Origin of the sequence: Granulibacter bethesdensis CGDNIH1 (assembly GCF_000014285.2) — a bacterium.
In the GTDB taxonomy this organism is placed as follows: domain Bacteria; phylum Pseudomonadota; class Alphaproteobacteria; order Acetobacterales; family Acetobacteraceae; genus Granulibacter; species Granulibacter bethesdensis.
In genome coordinates this window covers 2,007,792-2,027,500 of record NC_008343.2, presented here as the reverse complement: position 1 = coordinate 2,027,500, position 19,709 = coordinate 2,007,792, and the positions used below count along the sequence as shown (strand labels likewise).

Annotated in this window: 13 protein-coding genes, 1 tRNA gene, 2 rRNA genes and 5 pseudogenes (1 of these 21 only partly in view); 14 read left to right on the top strand and 7 right to left on the bottom strand. The window is 63.3% G+C overall.

Annotation, left to right across the window (positions count from 1 at the left end):
• From GBCGDNIH1_RS21505 to GBCGDNIH1_RS25090, 5 genes and pseudogenes are all read left to right on the top strand, one after another.
• A 23S ribosomal RNA gene (locus GBCGDNIH1_RS21505) occupies positions 1-1,109 on the top strand; it begins 1,629 nt to the left of the window's first position.
• 101 nt (positions 1,110-1,210) lie between these two features.
• Positions 1,211-1,325, top strand: a 5S ribosomal RNA gene (gene rrf, locus GBCGDNIH1_RS21500).
• A gap of 37 nt (positions 1,326-1,362) precedes the next feature.
• Positions 1,363-1,439 (top strand) — tRNA-Met (locus GBCGDNIH1_RS21495).
• Between the two features lie 243 nt (positions 1,440-1,682).
• Positions 1,683-1,862: pseudogene (locus GBCGDNIH1_RS25095) on the top strand (Arm DNA-binding domain-containing protein); the annotation flags it as partial.
• Positions 1,863-1,895: 33 nt separating this feature from the next.
• Positions 1,896-2,885, top strand: a complete 990-nt coding sequence (locus GBCGDNIH1_RS25090; RefSeq protein WP_332455268.1) for a tyrosine-type recombinase/integrase — start codon at positions 1,896-1,898, stop codon at positions 2,883-2,885.
• A 4-nt stretch (positions 2,886-2,889) separates the two neighbouring features.
• Here the strand turns inward: GBCGDNIH1_RS25090 and GBCGDNIH1_RS21485 are convergent, their stop codons facing one another.
• Positions 2,890-3,402, bottom strand: a complete 513-nt coding sequence (locus tag GBCGDNIH1_RS21485; protein WP_011632501.1) for a MucR family transcriptional regulator — start codon at positions 3,400-3,402, stop codon at positions 2,890-2,892.
• Between the two features lie 107 nt (positions 3,403-3,509).
• Here GBCGDNIH1_RS21485 and GBCGDNIH1_RS21480 point away from each other — a divergent pair.
• A protein-coding gene (locus GBCGDNIH1_RS21480; RefSeq protein ID WP_095206541.1) for an IS3-like element ISGbe1 family transposase occupies positions 3,510-4,681 on the top strand; the annotation gives its coding sequence in 2 pieces (ribosomal slippage) (positions 3,510-3,774 and positions 3,774-4,681; 1,173 coding nt in all).
• Positions 4,682-4,715: 34 nt separating this feature from the next.
• Here the strand turns inward: GBCGDNIH1_RS21480 and GBCGDNIH1_RS21475 are convergent.
• Positions 4,716-5,323: pseudogene (locus tag GBCGDNIH1_RS21475) on the bottom strand (IS5 family transposase); the annotation flags it as partial.
• Positions 5,324-5,448: 125 nt separating this feature from the next.
• On the opposite strand from GBCGDNIH1_RS21475, the gene GBCGDNIH1_RS21470 reads away from it, so the two are divergent.
• Together GBCGDNIH1_RS21470 and GBCGDNIH1_RS21465 are read left to right on the top strand one after the other, a co-directional pair.
• Positions 5,449-6,657, top strand: coding sequence for an IS701 family transposase (locus GBCGDNIH1_RS21470; protein ID WP_080504511.1), 1,209 nt, complete (start codon positions 5,449-5,451; stop codon positions 6,655-6,657).
• Positions 6,658-6,891: 234 nt separating this feature from the next.
• Positions 6,892-7,104 (top strand): annotated as a pseudogene (locus tag GBCGDNIH1_RS21465) (transposase); the annotation flags it as partial.
• Here GBCGDNIH1_RS21465 and GBCGDNIH1_RS21460 read toward each other — a convergent pair.
• Positions 7,096-8,303 (bottom strand): IS3-like element ISGbe2 family transposase gene (locus GBCGDNIH1_RS21460; RefSeq protein ID WP_232449641.1). Its coding sequence is split into 2 segments (ribosomal slippage): positions 7,096-7,979 and positions 7,979-8,303, totalling 1,209 coding nucleotides; the frame shifts between segments, so codons are not numbered across the junction. The pseudogene GBCGDNIH1_RS21465 and the gene GBCGDNIH1_RS21460 overlap by 9 nt on opposite strands.
• Positions 8,304-8,419: 116 nt before the next feature.
• Between GBCGDNIH1_RS21460 and GBCGDNIH1_RS21455 the strand changes: the two are divergent.
• Together GBCGDNIH1_RS21455 and GBCGDNIH1_RS21450 are read left to right on the top strand one after the other, a co-directional pair.
• Positions 8,420-9,271 (top strand): annotated as a pseudogene (locus tag GBCGDNIH1_RS21455) (IS5 family transposase).
• 259 nt (positions 9,272-9,530) lie between these two features.
• Entirely contained in the window at positions 9,531-10,412 is an 882-nt protein-coding gene (locus GBCGDNIH1_RS21450) for an NmrA family NAD(P)-binding protein (protein ID WP_011632494.1), read from the top strand.
• 155 nt (positions 10,413-10,567) lie between these two features.
• On the opposite strand, the gene GBCGDNIH1_RS21445 is transcribed toward GBCGDNIH1_RS21450, so the two are convergent.
• The 3 genes and pseudogenes from GBCGDNIH1_RS21445 to GBCGDNIH1_RS21435 all read right to left on the bottom strand — a co-directional run bounded on the left by GBCGDNIH1_RS21445 (position 10,568) and on the right by GBCGDNIH1_RS21435 (position 14,062).
• On the bottom strand, positions 10,568-11,371 hold the full coding sequence (locus tag GBCGDNIH1_RS21445) for a class I SAM-dependent methyltransferase (RefSeq protein WP_025318651.1): 804 nt from the start codon (positions 11,369-11,371) through the stop codon (positions 10,568-10,570).
• Positions 11,372-11,709: 338 nt separating this feature from the next.
• Positions 11,710-12,561: pseudogene (locus GBCGDNIH1_RS21440) on the bottom strand (IS5 family transposase).
• Between the two features lie 412 nt (positions 12,562-12,973).
• Entirely contained in the window at positions 12,974-14,062 is a 1,089-nt protein-coding gene (locus GBCGDNIH1_RS21435) for an IS3 family transposase (RefSeq protein ID WP_080504548.1), read from the bottom strand.
• 129 nt (positions 14,063-14,191) lie between these two features.
• On the opposite strand from GBCGDNIH1_RS21435, the gene GBCGDNIH1_RS21430 reads away from it, so the two are divergent.
• On the top strand, positions 14,192-14,809 hold the full coding sequence (locus tag GBCGDNIH1_RS21430) for a Shedu immune nuclease family protein (RefSeq protein ID WP_025318654.1): 618 nt from the start codon (positions 14,192-14,194) through the stop codon (positions 14,807-14,809).
• Positions 14,810-15,221: 412 nt separating this feature from the next.
• On the opposite strand, the gene GBCGDNIH1_RS21425 is transcribed toward GBCGDNIH1_RS21430, so the two are convergent.
• A complete protein-coding gene (locus tag GBCGDNIH1_RS21425) occupies positions 15,222-15,704 on the bottom strand; it encodes a MarR family winged helix-turn-helix transcriptional regulator (protein WP_011632490.1) in 483 nt (160 codons plus the stop codon).
• 77 nt (positions 15,705-15,781) lie between these two features.
• On the opposite strand from GBCGDNIH1_RS21425, the gene GBCGDNIH1_RS21420 reads away from it, so the two are divergent.
• The 3 genes from GBCGDNIH1_RS21420 (at position 15,782) to GBCGDNIH1_RS21410 (ending at position 19,665) form a co-directional block, all read left to right on the top strand.
• Positions 15,782-17,278 carry an FAD-dependent oxidoreductase gene (locus GBCGDNIH1_RS21420; protein ID WP_011632489.1) on the top strand — a complete coding sequence of 499 codons (1,497 nt, stop codon included), beginning with the start codon at positions 15,782-15,784 and terminating at the stop codon, positions 17,276-17,278.
• 97 nt (positions 17,279-17,375) lie between these two features.
• Positions 17,376-18,362, top strand: a complete 987-nt coding sequence (locus GBCGDNIH1_RS21415; protein ID WP_025318655.1) for an alpha/beta hydrolase — start codon at positions 17,376-17,378, stop codon at positions 18,360-18,362.
• Between the two features lie 103 nt (positions 18,363-18,465).
• Positions 18,466-19,665, top strand: coding sequence for an IS256 family transposase (locus GBCGDNIH1_RS21410; protein ID WP_043452970.1), 1,200 nt, complete (start codon positions 18,466-18,468; stop codon positions 19,663-19,665).
• Positions 19,666-19,709: the final 44 nt, after the last annotated feature.

Genomic DNA, 19,709 nt, shown 5'->3' with positions numbered 1-19,709 from the left:
AGCGACTGTTTAGTAAAAACACAGGGCTCTGCGAAGTCGAGAGACGACGTATAGGGTCTGACGCCTGCCCGGTGCCGGAAGGTTAAGAGGAGGTGTGCAAGCACTGAATTGAAGCCCCGGTAAACGGCGGCCGTAACTATAACGGTCCTAAGGTAGCGAAATTCCTTGTCGGGTAAGTTCCGACCTGCACGAATGGCGTAACGACTTCCCCACTGTCTCCGGCATCGGCTCAGCGAAATTGAATTCCCCGTGAAGATGCGGGGTACCCGCGGTCAGACGGAAAGACCCTATGAACCTTTACTGCAGCTTTGCAGTGGCACCAGGAAAATGCTGTGTAGGATAGGTGGGAGGCTTTGAAGCATGGGCGCTAGCTTGTGTGGAGCCAACCTTGAAATACCACCCTGCGTTTTTCTGGTGTCTAACCGAGACCGGTAAGCCCGGTCCGGGACCCTGCATGGCGGGCAGTTTGACTGGGGCGGTCGCCTCCCAAATGGTAACGGAGGCGCGCGATGGTGGGCTCAAGCCGGTCGGACATCGGCTGTTGAGTGCAATGGCATAAGCCCGCCTGACTGCGAGAGCGACAGTTCGAGCAGAGACGAAAGTCGGCCATAGTGATCCGGTGGTCCCGCGTGGAAGGGCCATCGCTCAACGGATAAAAGGTACTCTAGGGATAACAGGCTGATCTCCCCCAAGAGTCCACATCGACGGGGAGGTTTGGCACCTCGATGTCGGCTCATCACATCCTGGGGCTGGAGCAGGTCCCAAGGGTTCGGCTGTTCGCCGATTAAAGTGGTACGTGAGCTGGGTTTAGAACGTCGTGAGACAGTTCGGTCCCTATCTGCCGTGGGTGTTGGAGACTTGAGAGGATCTGTCCCTAGTACGAGAGGACCGGGATGGACGCACCTCTGGTGCACCGGTTGTCGCGCCAGCGGCACAGCCGGGTAGCTATGTGCGGACGGGATAACCGCTGAAAGCATCTAAGCGGGAAACCCACCTCAAAACCAGGTCTCCCTGAGGGCCGTGAAAGACCATCACGTCGATAGGCCAGGTGTATACGTGCGGTAACGCACTCAGCTAACTGGTCCTAATAGCCCGATAGGCTCAAGAACTTCCATCATGCACAGAAGTCATCCACACATGACAAACAGCACATCCTAAAAAACACCAGAACATCCCATCACAACACCACCCAAAAAGGTGGGTTGGACGACCTGGTGGCTATGGCGGGGAAACTACACCCGATCCCATCCCGAACTCGGACGTGAAATGCCCCAGCGCCCATGGTACTGCATCTCAAGATGCGGGAGAGTAGGTCGCCGCCAGGTCTTCCAACCCACCCCTCACGCTACCTACCACCACAAACGCGGGGTGGAGCAGCCCGGTAGCTCGTCAGGCTCATAACCTGAAGGCCGCAGGTTCAAATCCTGCCCCCGCAACCATACTTTCCAATGTCATAACCGCCCGGATCATCCCGAGGCGGATTTTTTGTGTCATTTTTCCGTGAGTTAGCCCTCGCTCAGCGGCTCTCATCGCGTCCCGGTCGAGGCCTCTGGGTGCCACGACGTCGATTTGCCTTTGGGGGTATTTTCGTGGGTATCATCCCGGCCTCGGCAGGAGATACCCCCATGGCCCTCAAGGAGCTCGAAGTCCGCTAAGCCACCAAGCGGGCAAAAGACTATAAACTCACCGACGGCGAAGGCCTCTACCTTCTCGTCCGCCCCAACGGCTCCAAGCTGTGGCGGATGAAGTACCGCTATGGCGGCAAGGAAAAGCTCTTGAGCTTTGGCGCCTATCCCGGCGTGTCGTTGGCGGAGGCGCGGCTGCGCCGCGCCAAGGCCAAAGTGGTGCTGGGCGAGGGGGGCGATCCTGGCGCGGGCAACAAGCCTAGGACGCAGATGACCTTCGAGGAAGCGGCACGCAAATGGCATGGCCACCGCCTCGACGCGCTCGATGCCGGGCATGCCACAAGGCTGCTGACCCGGCTCGAGCGCGATGCCTTTCCGGTGCTTGGCAAGCTTGGCTTGTCTGTCATCACGCCGACCGATGTGCTGGCGATGGTACGGCGGGTCGAGGCGCGCGGCGCGCTCGACGTCAGCCGGCGTTTGAAGCAGCATGTCAGCCAGATCTATCGTTTTGCCATCGCCCATGGCTGGGCCGAGCGGGACCCGGCCGAGCATCTCGGCCAACTGCTCAAGCCCAAACCGCGTACCCGGCATATGCCGCGGATTGGCCGCAGCGAGCTGCCTGCGCTGATCCGGGCGATTGACGGCTATGACGGCGAGGAGACGCCGCGGCGTCGCGCAGTGACCCGGGCGGCGCTGTTGTTCACGCTGCTGACCTGGGTGCGGACCAACGAGACGCGTCATGCCCGCTGGGAGGAGTTCGAGGATCTCGACGGGGCGTCCCCGGTCTGGCGAGTGCCGGCCGAGCGCATGAAGATGGTGCGTGAGCATGTCGTGCCGCTGGCACCCGCGGTTGTCGCGCTCCTTCAGGAGGTGCGGGTCTATAGTTTGGCGGACTATGTCTTTGTCGGTGAGAAGCCCGACCAGCCGATCTCGCAGAACACGATGATCTATGCCTGCTACCGGATGGGCTATCGTGGTCGCCAGACCGTGCATGGTTTTCGTGGGCTGGCCTCGACCTGGGCCAATGAGGCCGAATGCTACCAGCCCGACTGGATCGAGATGGCGCTCGCTCATGTCGAGCGCGATGAGGTGAGGGGGGCGTATAACGCCGCGCTCTATCTTTCCCCGCGCCGGCGCATGCTCGAGGACTGGGCCGGTTTCATCCAAAGCCATCTGAGCGCGGCGCCCGTGGCCGATGAGGCCTTGGCCGTGGCCAAAAGTAGCGGGCAGGGTCGGCTGCTCGAAGCCAGCCCTGCCTGACCGATTATTCGCCTGACAGATGCGCAGCCGCGGCGCTCTTGGCGGCCTTCACGCCCTTCGGCTTGGCTGCGCTTGCGACCTTGGTGCCCGGCTTGCGGCCGAGGCCGATCTTCTTGGCCATCACCCGGCGGCTTTCCGAATAGGTTTCGGACACCATCGGATAGTCGGCCTTGAGGTTATAGCGCTCGCGATACTGCTCGGGCGTCAGGCCGTTGGTGGCGAGGTGGCGGCGCAGCGTCTTGTAGGGCTTGCCGTCGATCATCGAGATGATGTGGTCCTTCGAGGCCAGCGACTTCCGCACCGACACCGCAGGCGTGTATTCGGTGGTGTCGACGGCGTCTGCTGCCGCCGTCTCGCTGCCGCCGGCCAGCTTCAGGATGGCGCTGTGCATGCTGCCGAGAAACGCCGGGACCTGCTCGGCGTCGATGCGGGTATTGGGATTGCCCAGCCAGGCAATGGTCAGTTCGGTGGCGAGTTCGACCGCATGTGCGGCATCGGTGATGGTTTCGTCAGCCATGGTCTATCCAGATGGGAGTGGCAGGAGAGTTGAAACGCTGCGCGTGAGCTGCCCCCTTCTGAGTGGTCCATCGACTATGACAGTCTGGATCAAGGAAGGGACGATGCATGCCTGCCAAGAAGCACAAGCCTGAGGAGATCATCGGGAAGCTGCGTGAGGTCGAGATCATGCTGGGCCAGGGCGGGACGACCGCTGAGGCATGCCGGCGGATCGCGGTCAGCGAGCAGACCTACTACCGCTGGCGCAAGGAGTACGGCGGCTTGAAGACGGATCAGGCGCGTCGGATGAAAGATCTGGAGAAGGAGAACCTGCGGCTGCGGCGTGCGATCTCCGACCTGACACTGGACAAGTTGATTTTACAGGAGGCGGCGCGGGGAAACTTCTGAGCCCCGCGCGACGCCGACGCTGCATCGACCAGGTGCGAGAGGTGCTGGACATATCCGAGCGGCGGGTGTGCCGCGTGCTGGGGCAGCACCGGTCGACACAGCGCAAGGTGCCGTGCGGGGCAGATGACGAAGAGGTGCTGACCGACGACATCGTCGCGCTGGCCAAGCAGTACGGGCGCTACGGCTACCGCCGGGTCACCGCACTGCTGCATGCGGCGGGCTGGTCGGTGAACCATAAACGGGTGGAGCGGATCTGGCGGCGTGAAGGCCTCAAGGTGCCGCAGAAGCAACCTAAACGTGGCCGGCTATGGTTGAACGACGGCTCATGCATCCGGCTGCGACCGGAGTATCCGGGGCATGTGTGGGCGTACGACTTCGTCGAAGCGCGGACGCATGACGGGCGCAAGTTCCGGATACTGACCATCATCGATGAGGCCAGCAGGGAATGCCTGGCACTGGTCGTCGCGCGCCAGCTTCGACACGAAGACGTGCTGGCAGCGCTTGCCGACCTGTTCATCGCGAGGGGTCCGCCCGCGCATATCAGATCGGATAACGGCAGCGAGTTCATCGCTACCGCGGTTCAGAAATGGCTTGGGCAGGTTGGCGTGAAGACGCTGTACATCGCGCCGGGTTCGCCGTGGGAGAATGGCTACAACGAGAGCTTCAACGGCTCGCTGCGCGATGAGCTGCTCAACGGCGAGATTTTCTACAGCCTCGCTGAAGCAAGAGTACTGATCGAGGCGTGGCGCCGTCACTACAACACCGTCCGGCCGCACAGCAGCCTGGGCTACCGGCCGCCCGCACCACAAGCGGCGACACCGCCATTGCCGGCCTCCGGTTCCGCTTCGCTCCACCTACGACCGGCAATGGCGGCGGAGACGACAATGCACTAACTAATAACCCGGACCACCCGATGGGGGCTGCTCACTTGTCGTAACGGATGGTACGTTTGCGGTTTCGCCGTCCGGGAATGACGGGAATGGCTCCGACGTCACGGAGCGAACGGCGCAGCCGGTCGGCATCATAGCCTTTGTCAGCAAGGAGATAACGCATCCGGCCCGCCCGTTCGAGAAGCGCGGGGGCTGCCTTCACGTCGCTGACATTGCCGGCTGTCAGCATCAGGGCATAGGGGCGGCCGATGACATCGGTGAGCGCGTGGACCTTGGTCGTCCATCCGCCGCGTGAGCGACCGATCGCCTGGATCTGGCGCCCCCTTTTCCACCGAAGGCCGCGCGCTGCGCCTTGATGTAGGTGCTGTCGATCGCGGTGCTTTTCGTCACCACGCCAGCATTCACCAGCGCGTCGAGCAGCTTGAGCCAGAAGCCACGGCGCGACCAGCGGTTGAACCGGTTGTAGATCGTCGTGGAGGGCCCGTAATCGGCCGGACAGTCGCACCAGCGACAACCGACCTTTAGCACATGTACGATCCCGGAGATCACCCGCCGGTCGTCCACTCGCCGCGCGCCGGGCTGGTTCTTCGGCAGATGCGGCTCGATCGCCGCCCACGCTTCATCCGACAACCAGAACAGCGCCATGCCTCAATCCTCCTGATCCACCCGACAGTGAATCAGGAAAAACAGCATCCCTCAAGATGCTGATTGGGTTTCGACCCTAGCATTACAGTTGCGTTCTTGATCATGATCTGAATCAATGGGTGACCATGACGAGGGAGGTCGTGGTGACGGGGGCATCGATCGAGGCGACGCTGGAGCTTTGGGCATCATCGCTGCGCGAGGTGAAGGCGCGGATGCGGCCCTTGTTCAGCCAGGCGCGTGTGGCGGCATCGGCGAACAGTTTTCTGGATGGCTTGCTGGGCGACGAGCGCCGCAAGACCGGGTGGATGCGCGCCGAGGCGGCGGGCGATGCAGGACCGTGGCGGCAGCAGGCGATCCTGGGGCGCGGGCGGTGGGATGCGGATGCGCTGCGCGACATCGTGCGCGACTATGCCGTCGAACATCTTGGCACCGATGATGCGGTGCTGGTCATCGACGAGACCGGGTTCCTGAAACAGGGCAAGGCGTCATGCGGCGTGGGGCGCCAGTACACCGGGTCGGCCGGCAAGGTGACCAACTGCCAGATCGGCGTATTCGCCGCTTATGTCTCGCCCAGGGGCCATGCTTTCGTCGACCGGGCACTTTACCTGCCCAAGAGCTGGACGGCCGACCCGGCCCGCCTGGCGGCCGCGCATGTGCCGGAGGGCACGGCATTCGCCACCAAGCCGGCGCTGGCAGTGCAAATGATCGAGCGCGCGATCGCGGCCGACATGCCGTTTGCCTGGGTCTCGGCGGATGCGGTCTACGGCGTCGGCGACATCGAGCAGAGCTTGCGCCGTGCCGGCAAGGGCTATGTGCTGGGCGTGAAGGGCGACCATCGCTTCGGCTCATGGGGCGACAAGCCGGTCGTCGCGGGCACCGCCGCGCAGATCGCGGGCGAACTCGATCCTGCTGCATGGCAGCGTCTGTCCGCAGGTCAGGGCACCAAGGGCGAGCGCTTTCACGACTGGGCCTATTTCGAGCTCGCCGACCTGGACGCCGACGAGTACGTCAATGGCGCAATCGGGACATGGACCAGAGGCCTGTTGATCCGCCGCCACGTCGCCGGTGACGACCTCGCCTTCTTCACCACCTGGTGCCCGGCCGGTACGACCATCGAAACCCTGGTCGGGGTCGAAGGGCATCGCTGGGGCATCGAAGACAGCTTCGAGACGGCGAAGAACGAACTCGGCCTCGACCACAACGAAACCCGCTCCTGGCATGGCTGGCACCGGCACGTCTCGCTCGTCATGCTGGCCTTCGCGATGCTGGCGGCCATCCGCACCCGCGCCAATGCCACGCCCCCAAAAAGACCCTGGACGATACCACGGAGATGATCCGCTGGTCCGTCCAGGAAATCCGCCGTATCGTCATCAGGCTCGCACAGCGGCGCATCGCGCCTCGCCACGTCATCGCATGGTCATGCTGGCGACGCGCCCATCAAGCCGCCGCTCGACGCGCGCATGTCCGATCAAGAACGCAACTGTAATGCTAGGGTCGAAACCCAATCAGCATCTTGAGGGATGCTGTTTTTCCTGATTCACTGTCGGGTGGATCAGGAGGATTGAGGCATGGCGCTGTTCTGGTTGTCGGATGAAGCGTGGGCGGCGATCGAGCCGCATCTGCCGAAGAACCAGCCCGGCGCGCGGCGAGTGGACGACCGGCGGGTGATCTCCGGGATCGTACATGTGCTAAAGGTCGGTTGTCGCTGGTGCGACTGTCCGGCCGATTACGGGCCCTCCACGATGATCTGGCCCCCGTTTCACCGGACGGGTTCAAGCGGTTGCAGAAACCAATGCGCGATGTTCGCGCGGTGAACGCATTTTGAGTCCTGAATGGGGGTGGTTGTCGTTGTAGTCTTCGATCCATCCGGCAAGCGATGTCAACGCGGTGGATGCATCGGGCAGCGGCGAGACGCGGACGTAATCGCGCTTGAGGGTATGGACGAAGGCCTCGGAGATGCCGTTGGACTGCGGGCTGCGGACGGGGGTGAAGCAGGGTTTGAGGCCCAGCTGCCGGGCAAAGGTGCGGGTTTCGCGGGCGGTATAGGCCGAGCCGTTATCGGACAGCATCTCGACCGGCACGGGCGCGCGCATTCCGCCGAAGCGGGTTTCCACGGCCTCCAGCATGATATCGCGCACGTCCGAGCCGCTGATGCCCGCATTGGCGACCGCGCGCCAGGCGATGATCTCGCGGTCATGGGCGTCGATGATGAAGGCGCCGCGCACGACCTCACCGTTCCAGCAGGTGAACTCGAAGCCGTCCGAGCACCAGCGCAGGTTCGAGCGGATCGCCACCACGACGCCGTCATGGCCATAGTCGGCCCGCTCGGTATAGCGCCGCGCCAGCAGCAGGCGGTCCGCCGCCATGATGCGGTAGACGCGCTTGTGGTTGACCAGCGCCAGTCCATCGGCGCGCCGCTGTCGATTGAGGACCGCCGCGATGCGGCGGTAGCCGTAGGTGGGCCGCTGCGCGGCGATCTGGCGGATGCGGGGCAGCAGGTCCGCGTCGTCGGCCTTGGCGTACGGCCCGCGAGTCCGGGTGCGGCCGGTCAGGCGGTCGTACACCGTCGAGCGCCCGACCCCGAGCGTCTTGGCGACCAGGCTCACCGGATAGTCTCCGGCAGCGGCGAGTGCATGAGCAAGCTCGCTTTTTTTGGGCGCGAGCGCTCCAGCGCTTCCTTCAGAATCTCGACCTCCAGCGTCTTGCGGCCGAGCTGGCGCTCCAGTTCGCGGATGCGGGTCTCCATCTCGCGGACCTGGCGATTGCTGGTCACGTCATCGTCGCCGGCGACCGCCACGCTCCCGCCTTCCAGCATCAGTCGCCGCCAGCGGTACAGCAGGTTGGGCGCCACGCCGTTGCGGCGCGCCACCACCGATATGCTCTCGCGACCGTCGAGCGTCTCCTCGACGATCCTCAGCTTCTCAGGCGTGCTCCAGTAACGGCGACGACCGCCGTCGGTGATGATCTCGGACACGGACATAAGCCTATGCTCAGGGGATAGCCCCAAGCCTCCTTCTTAGAGCCCGACCGAAAATTGAGTTGAGCGATTTCAGTCAGTTGTGATTCACCGGGGGTTGCGAAGACCACGGGGATCACATGGGCTGGACCGAAACCGCTCGCCGGAGACATGACAGAAGAGGGCTGCGGTACGCAAGCGACTGCACCGATGGGGAATAGGCGCTGGTTGCTCCGTTTCTGGCCCGAACGACGAAGGTAGGCCGCCCGCGGCTCCACCGGGCACGGGATGTGTGGAACGCGATCCAGTACCTCGCAGCGACGGGGTGCCAGTGGGCGCAGTTGCCCCGGGACTTTCCGCCGTTCACGACGGTGCAGTATCATTTCTACCGGATGCGCGACAGCGGCCTGCTCGATGCGATCAACGCGGTGCTGGTGACCGGGGTGCGGGTCGCGGAGGGCCGCGAGGCCGAACCGACGGCAGGCATCATCGACAGCCAGTCGGTCAAGACCACCGAGGCCGGTGGGCCGCGCGGCTATGACGCCGGCAAAAAGATAAAGGGGCGAAAGCGTCACGTCGCGACCGATACGGCAGGCAATCTGCTCGACGGACTGGTCCGTCCTGCCGACATCCAGGATCGCGATGGCGCGCCGGAACTCATCGCACGCTGCCGGGACGCCTATCCGTCGCTGTCACGCCTCTTTGCCGATGGCGGCTATGCCGGACAGAAGCTGGCGACCGCCATCGAGCATCTCGACCGCCTCGCAATCGAGATCGTCAAGCGCTCCGACGCCCATCGCCCTTCGACTTCGCTCAGGAGAGCCTTCGTCGTCCTGCCCCGCCGATGGGTGATCGAGCGCACCATTGCATGGCTCAATCGATGCCGCCGCCTCGCCAAGGACTGGGAGGCAACCATCGCCTCATCCGAAGCGTGGCTCCTCATCGCTTCCATCAGGCGAATGACCCGACGCATCGCAAAGATCGAATTATGAGTCGGGCTCTTAGCACGCTTTCCCAAAATGCGATCCCGATGGGAAAGCCGTTAGCTTTCCCGCGCCGCGTCCTTTTGCTATGAGGCGGCGTCGAAAATGGCTGGCTTGGTCTGGGTAGGCCCAAGCCCCTCCTGATCGGAGGCTCTGTTCCGGCCCCCGCCGTGAACCCCCGACAGTCCCGGTGCCGAAAGGCATCATCGGGTCTGTCCGGGTTGTCATCGTGACGATGCTCCTTGGCGGATCGCCAAAGGAGTGAGCCATGCCTGTATCCGGTCCCATCCTCGTATTCCTCGCCAACGGCACTCAGGGGAGCGCCGTCGCGCGCGTCGCTCGCGAGCGCGGGCATCTGGCGCGGGGGCTGATACGCAAGCGATCCAGCGACAGTGCCGGCCACGCCGTGATCGGCGATCTGGACGATCCGGTCAGCCTTGCCGCGGCAGCGGAAGGGTGCGCCCACGCCGTGCTTCAGGTGCCGACCGGCGAGCAGCCCACCATGATTCGCCAGGTCGGGAACGCGCTCGATGCGCTACGCCATGCCCGCGTTCGCTCGATCGTCCTGAAGCTGGCGAGCGCCAGTCGCCCCGCTCCCTGCAACGAACCGAGCTTTGTCGCCAACGCCGCGATCGAGGCACTGGTTCGCAGCGCCGGCATCCCCGTCGCCATCGTGCGCCCGACCATGTACCTCGACAACCTCCTGAAGCCGTCCGCCCGCGCCGATATAGCGGAGCGCGGCGTCTTCTCCCCGCCGATCGCGAGCGAGCAGCGGATTGCATGGACCAGCGCCGACGACTGCGCGCTGGCTGCGATCGTGCTGCTGGAGCAGGATCGCTTTGGCGGCGATCACCTCGTGAGTGGACCGGAGAGCGTCACGGGCGACGAGCTGGAGTCGCGCCTCTCGGCCGCGCTGGGCAAGCCGATCAGCTATCATGCCGAGCCGCTGGACGTGTTCGAGCGTGACGTAGACGTGGCGATGGGCCTTGGCATGGGCCGGCGCATCGCATCCAAGTTCCGCTACTTCCGCGAACATCCCGACGAAGCCGACCAGATACTCGCCACGGTGCAGGACCCGAAGGGGCTGCCGGGCTTCACCCCGACCAGCATTAAGGCTTGGGCGCGGCAGAGACGCCAGCTTTTCCAATAAAAACTGGGTCATCGCGTTCTCGAAACATCATTCGGTGAGTTTCGAGAACACGATCCCTATTCCCGTTTCACCATCCCAAACGAGACGGTGCCGGCAGTCTCGTTCGCCGTTCCCAATGGGGACTGCCTCAGGCGTCCTGATTGAAAACGGGCGGATCAAAGTGGCTTCAACGCCAATGTCGCAATGAACGTCGGCAGATAATCGTCGATGACGAAGCGCGACGCTGGCGCACGGGCCTCTGCAAAGCCTGCGATCCTAAAGCCCGCCTCGGTCTGGCCACCAATCTGATCGGTCAGGCTGTGGCCGAAAACCAGCGTTTCACCGCGCTCGACTTTCGCATCCAGTTGGCCGGGTTCCATGTCCTGCGTGTCAGCGTAGGGTATCATGTGCATTGGGCGAATGAGCCCTTGCTCCCGCCATTGGGGATCGCGGTCGCCGACGAAGACGACCGGGTTATAGAAACTGGCCAGCAGCCGGCCGCCCTTGCGAAGGGTCCGGTAACATTCCTTCCAGACAGGCCGAACGTCGGGCACATATAGGTTTGAAATGGGGTGGAAGATAACGTCGAAGGACTCGTCCGAGAACGCCGACAGGTCGCGCATATCTCCCTGGATCGTGGACAAGGCCAACCCATCCCTCGCTGCCACCCTACGGTCCTGTTCCAACTGCCCTTCCGAAGCATCGAGGACGGTAACATTCGCGCCCGCCGCAGCAAGTATGGGGGCTTGCTGACCGCCAGCGGACGCCAGGCAAAGGATGTTGCGGCCCGCCACTTGGCCCAGCCAATCCTCGGGCATATCGGCCGGGATCAATCGTACCGACCAATCGCCTTGCAGGGCTGCCGCAATGGTCTGCGGCGACGCCGGACGGGACCATTCGCAATCCTGCGCTGCGAGATTGTCCCAAGCTGCTTGATTATACGCGACAATGTTATCCGGCGAACTATTTGAGAATGTCATGATGATGCCTGTAAAACGCTCACTCTGACGCAGTCGATCATGCGAGGCCGATGCGGAACAGAACGTGAGGGAATGACATAAAACCAAGTCATGTCTGCGCCGTTTAAGCGCAGGCTCAACAGGGATCGCGCGATGCGATCGACCGAGATGACTTCGTTACAGGACCACTGTCAGGGCACTCCAGTATCACAGAACAGATAAGCGCGGACTGTCTGAAAAGCAAATTGCTCGAATGGCGGGTGTCTCGATACTCGATCCCAATGGGAATGCGTCGGTCGTCTCGCGGCCCGTTCCCAATTGGGAAGGGTGTTGCCTTGGTCGATCCCTCAGAGCCCGACTCATAATTCGATCTTTGCGATGCGTCGGGTCATTCGCCTGATGGAAGCGATGAGGAGCCACGCTTCGGATGAGGCGATGGTTGCCTCCCAGTCCTTGGCGAGGCGGCGGCATCGATTGAGCCATGCAATGGTGCGCTCGATCACCCATCGGCGGGGCAGGACGACGAAGGCTCTCCTGAGCGAAGTCGAAGGGCGATGGGCGTCGGAGCGCTTGACGATCTCGATTGCGAGGCGGTCGAGATGCTCGATGGCGGTCGCCAGCTTCTGTCCGGCATAGCCGCCATCGGCAAAGAGGCGTGACAGCGACGGATAGGCGTCCCGGCAGCGTGCGATGAGTTCCGGCGCGCCATCGCGATCCTGGATGTCGGCAGGACGGACCAGTCCGTCGAGCAGATTGCCTGCCGTATCGGTCGCGACGTGACGCTTTCGCCCCTTTATCTTTTTGCCGGCGTCATAGCCGCGCGGCCCACCGGCCTCGGTGGTCTTGACCGACTGGCTGTCGATGATGCCTGCCGTCGGTTCGGCCTCGCGGCCCTCCGCGACCCGCACCCCGGTCACCAGCACCGCGTTGATCGCATCGAGCAGGCCGCTGTCGCGCATCCGGTAGAAATGATACTGCACCGTCGTGAACGGCGGAAAGTCCCGGGGCAACTGCGCCCACTGGCACCCCGTCGCTGCGAGGTACTGGATCGCGTTCCACACATCCCGTGCCCGGTGGAGCCGCGGGCGGCCTACCTTCGTCGTTCGGGCCAGAAACGGAGCAACCAGCGCCTATTCCCCATCGGTGCAGTCGCTTGCGTACCGCAGCCCTCTTCTGTCATGTCTCCGGCGAGCGGTTTCGGTCCAGCCCATGTGATCCCCGTGGTCTTCGCAACCCCCGGTGAATCACAACTGACTGAAATCGCTCAACTCAATTTTCGGTCGGGCTCTCAGAACCGGTTCCCAACAAGCTGCCGCACGGTGCCGTTATCCATCTCCACGGCAGCATCCGACTGATCACGCCCGAGAATGTGCGAGAGAGCCTCGTTCTCGGCGAAGCTGAGGAGCCCCTAGAGGCTGTTATGAACCTATCACACTACGAATATTGCTTTTTTGTTTGATGCTGCCGACGGAGGGTGCCTTGTCGGTGTGACCGGGGCTCTCTGATGACCGGTCGATCAACATCATTATAAAGCACATAGCTCAACCGTAGTATTTCGATGCCCAGCCCCACACGTTGTACCAGTATTCACGACATTACCGGTCCATAACAGCCTCTAGTTTTCTAGACGCCTTCCGCTTTAAAAACCTGCTGCCGTTCGAACGCGACGGGCGACAGCATCCCGTTCCTGACCTGCTTGCGTACAGGGTTGTAGAACATCTCGACGTAATCGAACACGTCCTGCCGGGCTTCCTCACGGGTTTTATAGGTGCGGCGCCGGATACGCTCGCGCTTGAGCGAGGAGAAGAAGCTCTCGGCGACGGCATTGTCATGGCAGTTGCCGCGTCGGCTCATCGAGTGCTCAAGATCGTGAGCCCGGATGAAGGCCGCCCACTCCATGCTGGTGAACTGCGAGCCTTGGTCGGAGTGGATCAGCACCCGCTGCTTCGGCTTGCGCCGCCATACCGCCATGTGCAGCGCCTGCAGCACCACATCGGTGGTCTGTCGGCTCTGCATCGACCAGCCCACCACGCGGCGGGAATACAGGTCGATCACGCAGGCCCGGTCTGGCGCAGCGACGTCGAACTGGCGGTCCAGCGTGTTGTCGACCGCCAGGGACGGCTTGCCGCCATGGCTCCAAGGCCGGCGCTTATAGCCGATCTGCGCCTTGATGCCCGCCAATCTGGTCAATCTGGCAACCCGGTTCGGGCAGCAGGTTTCGCCGTGATCCAGCAGGTCGTCGTGCAGCTTGCGGTAGCCATAGACCTTGCCACTGTCTCTCCAGGCCCGCCGCCGCAGCTCCGTTTGCCGGGCATCTTCCCGAGCCCGCCGGCTCAGCGGGCTCTTGGGCCAAGCATAGAAACCGCTGGGCTGCACGGCGAGGCAGCGGCACATGGCCCGCACGCCGAAGCGATCACGATGCTCGGCAATGAACGCGTATCTCACTTTGCATCCCGAGCGAAATACGCGGTGGCTTTTTTTTAGGATGTCGCGCTCCTCGGTTACCCGAGCCAACTCGCGCTTCAGCTGGCGGATCTCGGCATCCTTGCCGACATCGCCGGATACGACCTGCGCCAGCTGCCGCTTCCACGCATACAGCGAGTGCGCACTGACCCCGAGCCGCTGCGAGACCTCCGCTACCCGATACCCGCGCTCGGTGATCTGGGCCACCGCGTCACGCTTGAAGGCATCACTGAAATTCGGCTTCCCCATCATCGCCTCCTGTCCTCAAAATTAGGATCCAAGGCGTCCAGAAATCTAGGGGCTCCTCACAAGGCGATTGGCGCGACCGGCTCGCTCGACACCGAGGAGCTGCTGGAGGCGGAACTCGCGAAGTATCAGTTGATCCGTGACACGCTTCGTGGCTGGCTCGCGGCCGCCGAGGTCAGGGTAGAACGCGACTGGCAGCAGCTCCTTATGAAGTTCCTGCTGCTGATCTTCCCGAAGTACGTCGCGATACTCGAGAACGTGCAGATCGCCGACGTGTACTCCACACCGGGTCGAGCGCGCAGGCGCTTCATCGACATTGCGCTGGTGGACGCCGCCGGGAACCTAGACGTCATCGAGATCAAGCGGCCTCGTGGGGGCCTGCTGGCGGGTGGCGACTACCGCGAGAACGGCTTTCCGAGCCGGGAGCTCTCCGGGACGATCATGCAGGCGGAGAAGTACTTGTTCCACCTGTCTAAGTGGGGGCTGGACGGCGAGCGTGTGCTGACGGAGCGGTACGCCGCGAAGCTGCCTCCCGGGATGTCGATACGGGTTACGAACCCGAAGGCCATCGTGATCCTCGGGCGGGATCCGACGGGTGGGGTCGGTGGCGAGCAGGCGGTGGATCTCGAGGTGGTCAGGCGGAAGTACGCGAACGTGATGGACATCATGTCCTATGACGACCTTCTGCGCCGCCTCGACAACGTCATCGCCTCGCTTCGCAGCCGGATCGACGAAGAGACTGACATCTGAGCGCGTGAAGGGTCAAAACCGAGCGGTTCTGACACCAGAAAGCCGCGCCAAGGCGAGATGAGCGAACGGCAGAAATTACGCCTGCAAAAAATGGGGCTTCCAATGTCTGCATCCTGGTCGCCAGGACGGAAGGGAAGAGCGGCAGCTCCCGACCAACATACGTCGTCTGTATGCCGTGGTGGGAACGTCGGCTCAATCCAGAACCCGTCATTCACTGCGGCCAGCCCTGCGAACTGGGATACGTCCTAGTCTAGGTCACTCGCCGATCGATAGCGAGTATTGAAGGACAACAGCCGTCACTATGCCAACAAAGAACCGGATTACCTGAGCAGCGCTTCTGGACGTGCGGCGGAAGCGCCGCCTTACGCCGGAACTCACCATTCGCCATGCGACATCCAGGTTCAGCCGACCATTAGCGCATGAGATCGTCGGCAAAGCGGCGGAGCAGCTTGCGCAGTTCGTCCAATTCCGCATCCGTCCAAGACGCCAAGATGCGATTGGCGAGCCGTTCGCGCGCCGCATTCAGCGCAACGATCATGTCGAGCCCCTTGGCGCTGACTATCGCCTCACGCACACGCTTGTCCGTCGCCGATGGTCGGCGTTCGACAAGGCCCAGATCCTCCAGTTTCGCCATCTGACGGCTGACCGTCGTATGATCCCGACCGGTGCGATCCGCCAGGTCGACGACCCCAATCGGTCCATATCGCCAGATCCGCCCAAGCAGGGGGAACAGCGCCCGGTCGAGCGCGATGCCCGCCTCCTCGATCAGCCGGTCATCGCGGCGGGGGCGGTTCATCTCGTCAACCAGATCGATGACGGCGCTGTGCAGGTCGCGCAGAATTTCGCTGTCGTGTGTATTATTCACGCTTTTGGTTGCTTCGTGGGTTGTGTCCATATATGTGCATATTGCACATTTATTCGTGGAGAGGGCAATTATATGTGCATATTGCACATTTATTCGTGGAGAGGGCAATGTCGTACGACACCGACGTCCTGATCATTGGCGCAGGGGCCGCAGGCCTCACCCTGGCCATCGATCTCGCGCGCCGCGGCGTGGCCTTCATGCTCGTCGAGCAAAACGAGCAGCCGTTCGGCGGCTCCCGGGGCAAGGGGATCCAGCCCAGGACGCTGGAGGTGTTCGAGGATCTCGGCTTTGTTGATCGGCTTGCTGCAATGGGGGCGCCCTATCCCCCGATGCGGGAATATCGTCCAGACGGAAGCACGCATGACACGTCGCTGACCGGAGACGCCATGCCGACCCCGGCCGAACCCTACGCCGCGCCGTTGATGGTGCCCCAGTTCGTAACCGAAGCCGTCATGCGGGAGCGGCTGGCCGAACTCGGACACAGGCCCGCATTCGGCCGGAAACTTTTAGAGTTCGACCAGGATGCCGATGGCGTCACCGCGCGAATCGCGGATGCCGCTGGCGACCATGTCATTCGCGCCCGCTATCTGGTTGGCACGGACGGCGGTCGCAGTGTCGTGCGCCATGCACTCGGCATCGGGTTTTCCGGAAAGACGCTCGGCATCCGCGCATTCGTCGCCGATGTGCAATTGGAGGGACTCGATCGGACCGCATGGCATCGGTTTCAGCACGGCAACGGCGCGACGCAGGTGATGATCTGTCCGCTCGCCGGGACGGACCTCTTCCAGCTTCAGGGGCCGGTGCCTCTGGAGGGGGAGGTCGACCTGTCGCCCGCTGGCCTGACCGCACTGGTCGCGGCGCGGAGCGGCATGCCGTGGATTGTCATCCGTTCGGTCCAGTGGTCGTCGATCTATGCGATGAACGCGCGCTTGGCGGACCAATATCGGAACGGGCGTGTCTTCCTCGCCGGTGACGCTGCGCACATCCATCCCCCCACCGGCGGCCAGGGTCTCAACACCAGCGTACAGGACGCCTATAATCTCGGCTGGAAGCTGGCGGCAGTTCTTGCACACGCGCCGGTGGCTTTGCTCGACAGCTACGAGGAGGAACGCCGCCCGATCGCGGCGAACATGCTCGGGCTGTCGACCCGCCTGCTCGGCGAAGCACAGCAGGGGCCGATGCGTCGCAACCGCGAGGTCAGGCAGCTCGATCTCGGCTATCGTGGCTCGTCGCTGTCTGTCGCGGCATCACAGACCGGCACGAGGCTCCAACCCGGCGATCGTGCGCCGGACGCACCGTGCCGCGGCCGCGCTGGCCAGCCGACACGGCTATTCACCGTGTTTCAGGGGCCGCAATGGACGCTGCTCGGCTTTGACGCCGGGGCGCGGCCAGTCGCTCGTCCGGGCCTTCGCATGGTGCTGATCGGTGATCGAGGCGACCTCTTGGACGATGGCGGTCATATCGCCGACGCCTATGGATTGCGCGCCGACGAATGGGCGCTCATCCGGCCGGATGGCTATTTGGCCGGGGTGTTTGGCACCCACGAACGCCAGAACGGGCTCGAACGCTATCTGGACGGCGTTCTCCCCGCCAAATTGCGATGACGCGCATCAGCGTCATCTGCCATCACTCGCTATCCCACCGATACGGCGGTTTCGAGAGCCATTATGATGAAGCGGGCATCACGACTGGAGCATGGATATGAGCGATCAAGAAACCGGCGTGATGGTGCAACGCCGTATCATCCCCTTTCCGTCCTCGATCAGCGCAGAGGCGCGCGCCAGTCTGGAACGGCTGGTGAACGCGGATGGCGTTCCGTTGAACGCGCTCTACACCATGCCCTCGCCCGACGATCATGCTGGCTGGATGAGGGTCAAGGCCGCTGCGGACGGACATTATGCGGCCGCCATGAAGGAACTGGCCGGCACGCTGCGCGCGGGCGTGGAGACGATCCGAACCTGTGATGCCACCATTCATGTCGCGACGCCCGATACCGTGACCGCGCCGGACTGCGCCTATCTGGACTTCCATGGCGGCGCACTGGTGTTCGGGGGCGGCGATGCCTGCCGCGCGCAGGCGCGGATGCAGGCGGATCGGCACGGGGCGCTATGTTACGGCGTCGATTACAGGATGCCGCCCGAACATCCCTATCCCGCAGCGCTAGACGATGCCGTGGCGGCGTATCGCCATGTGCTCGAATACCATGCGCCGTCACGCATCGTCGTCGGCGGACGATCGGCAGGCGGCAATCTGGCGGTTGCGATGCTCCTGCGCGCAAAGGATGAAGGGCTTGCCCTACCCACAGGGTTGGTTCTCTTATCGCCGCAGGTCGATCTGACCGAGTCCGGCGACAGTTTCCAGATCAACCAGATGGTCGATGTCGTGCTGCCCAGCTCGCTGATACAAAACAACCAACTGTACGCCGGTGGTGCTGACCTGTCGCACCCCTATCTCTCGCCCTTGTTCGGTGATCTCAGCGACTTCCCGCCGACCTTCCTTCAGTCGGGTACACGGGACCTCTTTTTGTCCAATACGGTCCGCATGCACCGCGCGTTGCGCCGGGCGGGTGTGGATGCCGAACTCCATGTCTTCGAGGCGATGCCGCATGGCGGGTTTCAGGGAAGCACACCGGAAGACCATGAGTTGGCCGGTGAAATGTCGCGGTTTGTCGCCGCTCGTTGGCGGTGACCCGCTTTGCCGGTTGTGTCCCACGGGGTGGTGTAGCTGAGGGGTGGCCATCGGCGATCTTCGGATAGGTTTGGGTTGCGACACTCAACCGACGGAGACCCCGATGACCGACGATACGATGAACCTGCAGGCGCTGGTGGGAAAGAGCGCGGATGCGGATTTCCTGCGCGAGATGATCGGCTTTGCCGCGCAGCGTTTAATGGACCTGGAGGTCGGCAGCCTGACCGGCGCGGGCTATGGCGAGAAGAGCAGCGATCGGCTTGCCCAGCGCAATGGCTATCGCGAACGAGACTGGGAAACCCGCGCCGGTACGGTCGAGCTGCGCATCCCCCGTTTGCGGACCGGCAGTTACTTCCCGGCCTTCCTCGAACCCCGGCGCCTCGCCGAGAAGGCGCTGACTGCGGTCGTGCAGGAGGCGTACATCCAGGGCATCTCGACGCGCTCGGTCGATGATCTGGTCAAGGCGATGGGGATGAGCGGTATTACCAAGAGCCAGGTTAGCCGGCTGTGCGAGGAGATCGACGTGCGCGTGAAGGCGTTCCTCGACCGGCCCATCGAGGGCGACTGGCCGTATGTCTGGGTCGACGCCACGTACCTGAAGGTGCGGCAGGCCGGGCGCATCGTCTCGGTCGCGGTGACCATCGCGGTCGGCGTGAACGGCGACGGGCGGCGCGAGGTACTGGGTATGGCGATCGGCGCGTCCGAGGCTGAGACGTTCTGGACCGACTTCCTGCGCAGCCTTGCCCGGCGGGGCCTGCGCGGCGTGAAGCTCGTGATCTCGGACGCGCACGAAGGCATCAAGGCCGCCGTCTCGCGCGTGTTCAGCGCGACCTGGCAGCGTTGCCGGGTCCACTTCGCCCGCAACGCCATGGCGCACGCCGGCAAGAGCGGGCGCCGTGTCGTCTCCGCCTTCATCGCCACGGCATATGCGCAGGAAACACCGGAGGCCGCCAGGAACCAGTGGCGTAAGGTCGCCGACCAATTGCGCCCCAGCGTCCCCAAGCTCGCCCGGATGATGGATACCGCCGAGGAGGATGTGCTGGCCTACATGTCGTTCCCGCCGCAGCATCGCACCAAGCTGCACAGCACGAACCCGCTCGAACGCCTGAACGGCGAGATCAAGCGGCGCACCGGCGTGGTCGGCATCTTCCCCAACGAGGATGCCATCACCCGTCTCGTCGGTGCCCTGCTGCTCGAGCAGAACGACGAATGGGCAGTCCAGCGCGGGCGCTACATGACGCTGGAAAGCGTCGCGCAATTGAGCGATGATCCCACCGTCTCGCTGCCCGACATGGCAGCCTGAACACCCCGGCCTGACCGGAGATCAATGCGGCTACGCCGCCAAAG

Coding starts and splice junctions, on each gene's coding strand:
- GBCGDNIH1_RS25090 (WP_332455268.1), top strand. CDS start 1,896: ATGACCTTCGAGGAAGCGGCACGCAAATGGCATGGCCACCGCCTCGAC.
- GBCGDNIH1_RS21485 (WP_011632501.1), bottom strand. CDS start 3,402: ATGGCTGACGAAACCATCACCGATGCCGCACATGCGGTCGAACTCGCC.
- GBCGDNIH1_RS21470 (WP_080504511.1), top strand. CDS start 5,449: ATGACGAGGGAGGTCGTGGTGACGGGGGCATCGATCGAGGCGACGCTG.
- GBCGDNIH1_RS21450 (WP_011632494.1), top strand. CDS start 9,531: ATGCCTGTATCCGGTCCCATCCTCGTATTCCTCGCCAACGGCACTCAG.
- GBCGDNIH1_RS21445 (WP_025318651.1), bottom strand. CDS start 11,371: ATGACATTCTCAAATAGTTCGCCGGATAACATTGTCGCGTATAATCAA.
- GBCGDNIH1_RS21435 (WP_080504548.1), bottom strand. CDS start 14,062: ATGGGGAAGCCGAATTTCAGTGATGCCTTCAAGCGTGACGCGGTGGCC.
- GBCGDNIH1_RS21425 (WP_011632490.1), bottom strand. CDS start 15,704: ATGGACACAACCCACGAAGCAACCAAAAGCGTGAATAATACACACGAC.
- GBCGDNIH1_RS21420 (WP_011632489.1), top strand. CDS start 15,782: ATGTCGTACGACACCGACGTCCTGATCATTGGCGCAGGGGCCGCAGGC.
- GBCGDNIH1_RS21415 (WP_025318655.1), top strand. CDS start 17,376: ATGAGCGATCAAGAAACCGGCGTGATGGTGCAACGCCGTATCATCCCC.
- GBCGDNIH1_RS21410 (WP_043452970.1), top strand. CDS start 18,466: ATGACCGACGATACGATGAACCTGCAGGCGCTGGTGGGAAAGAGCGCG.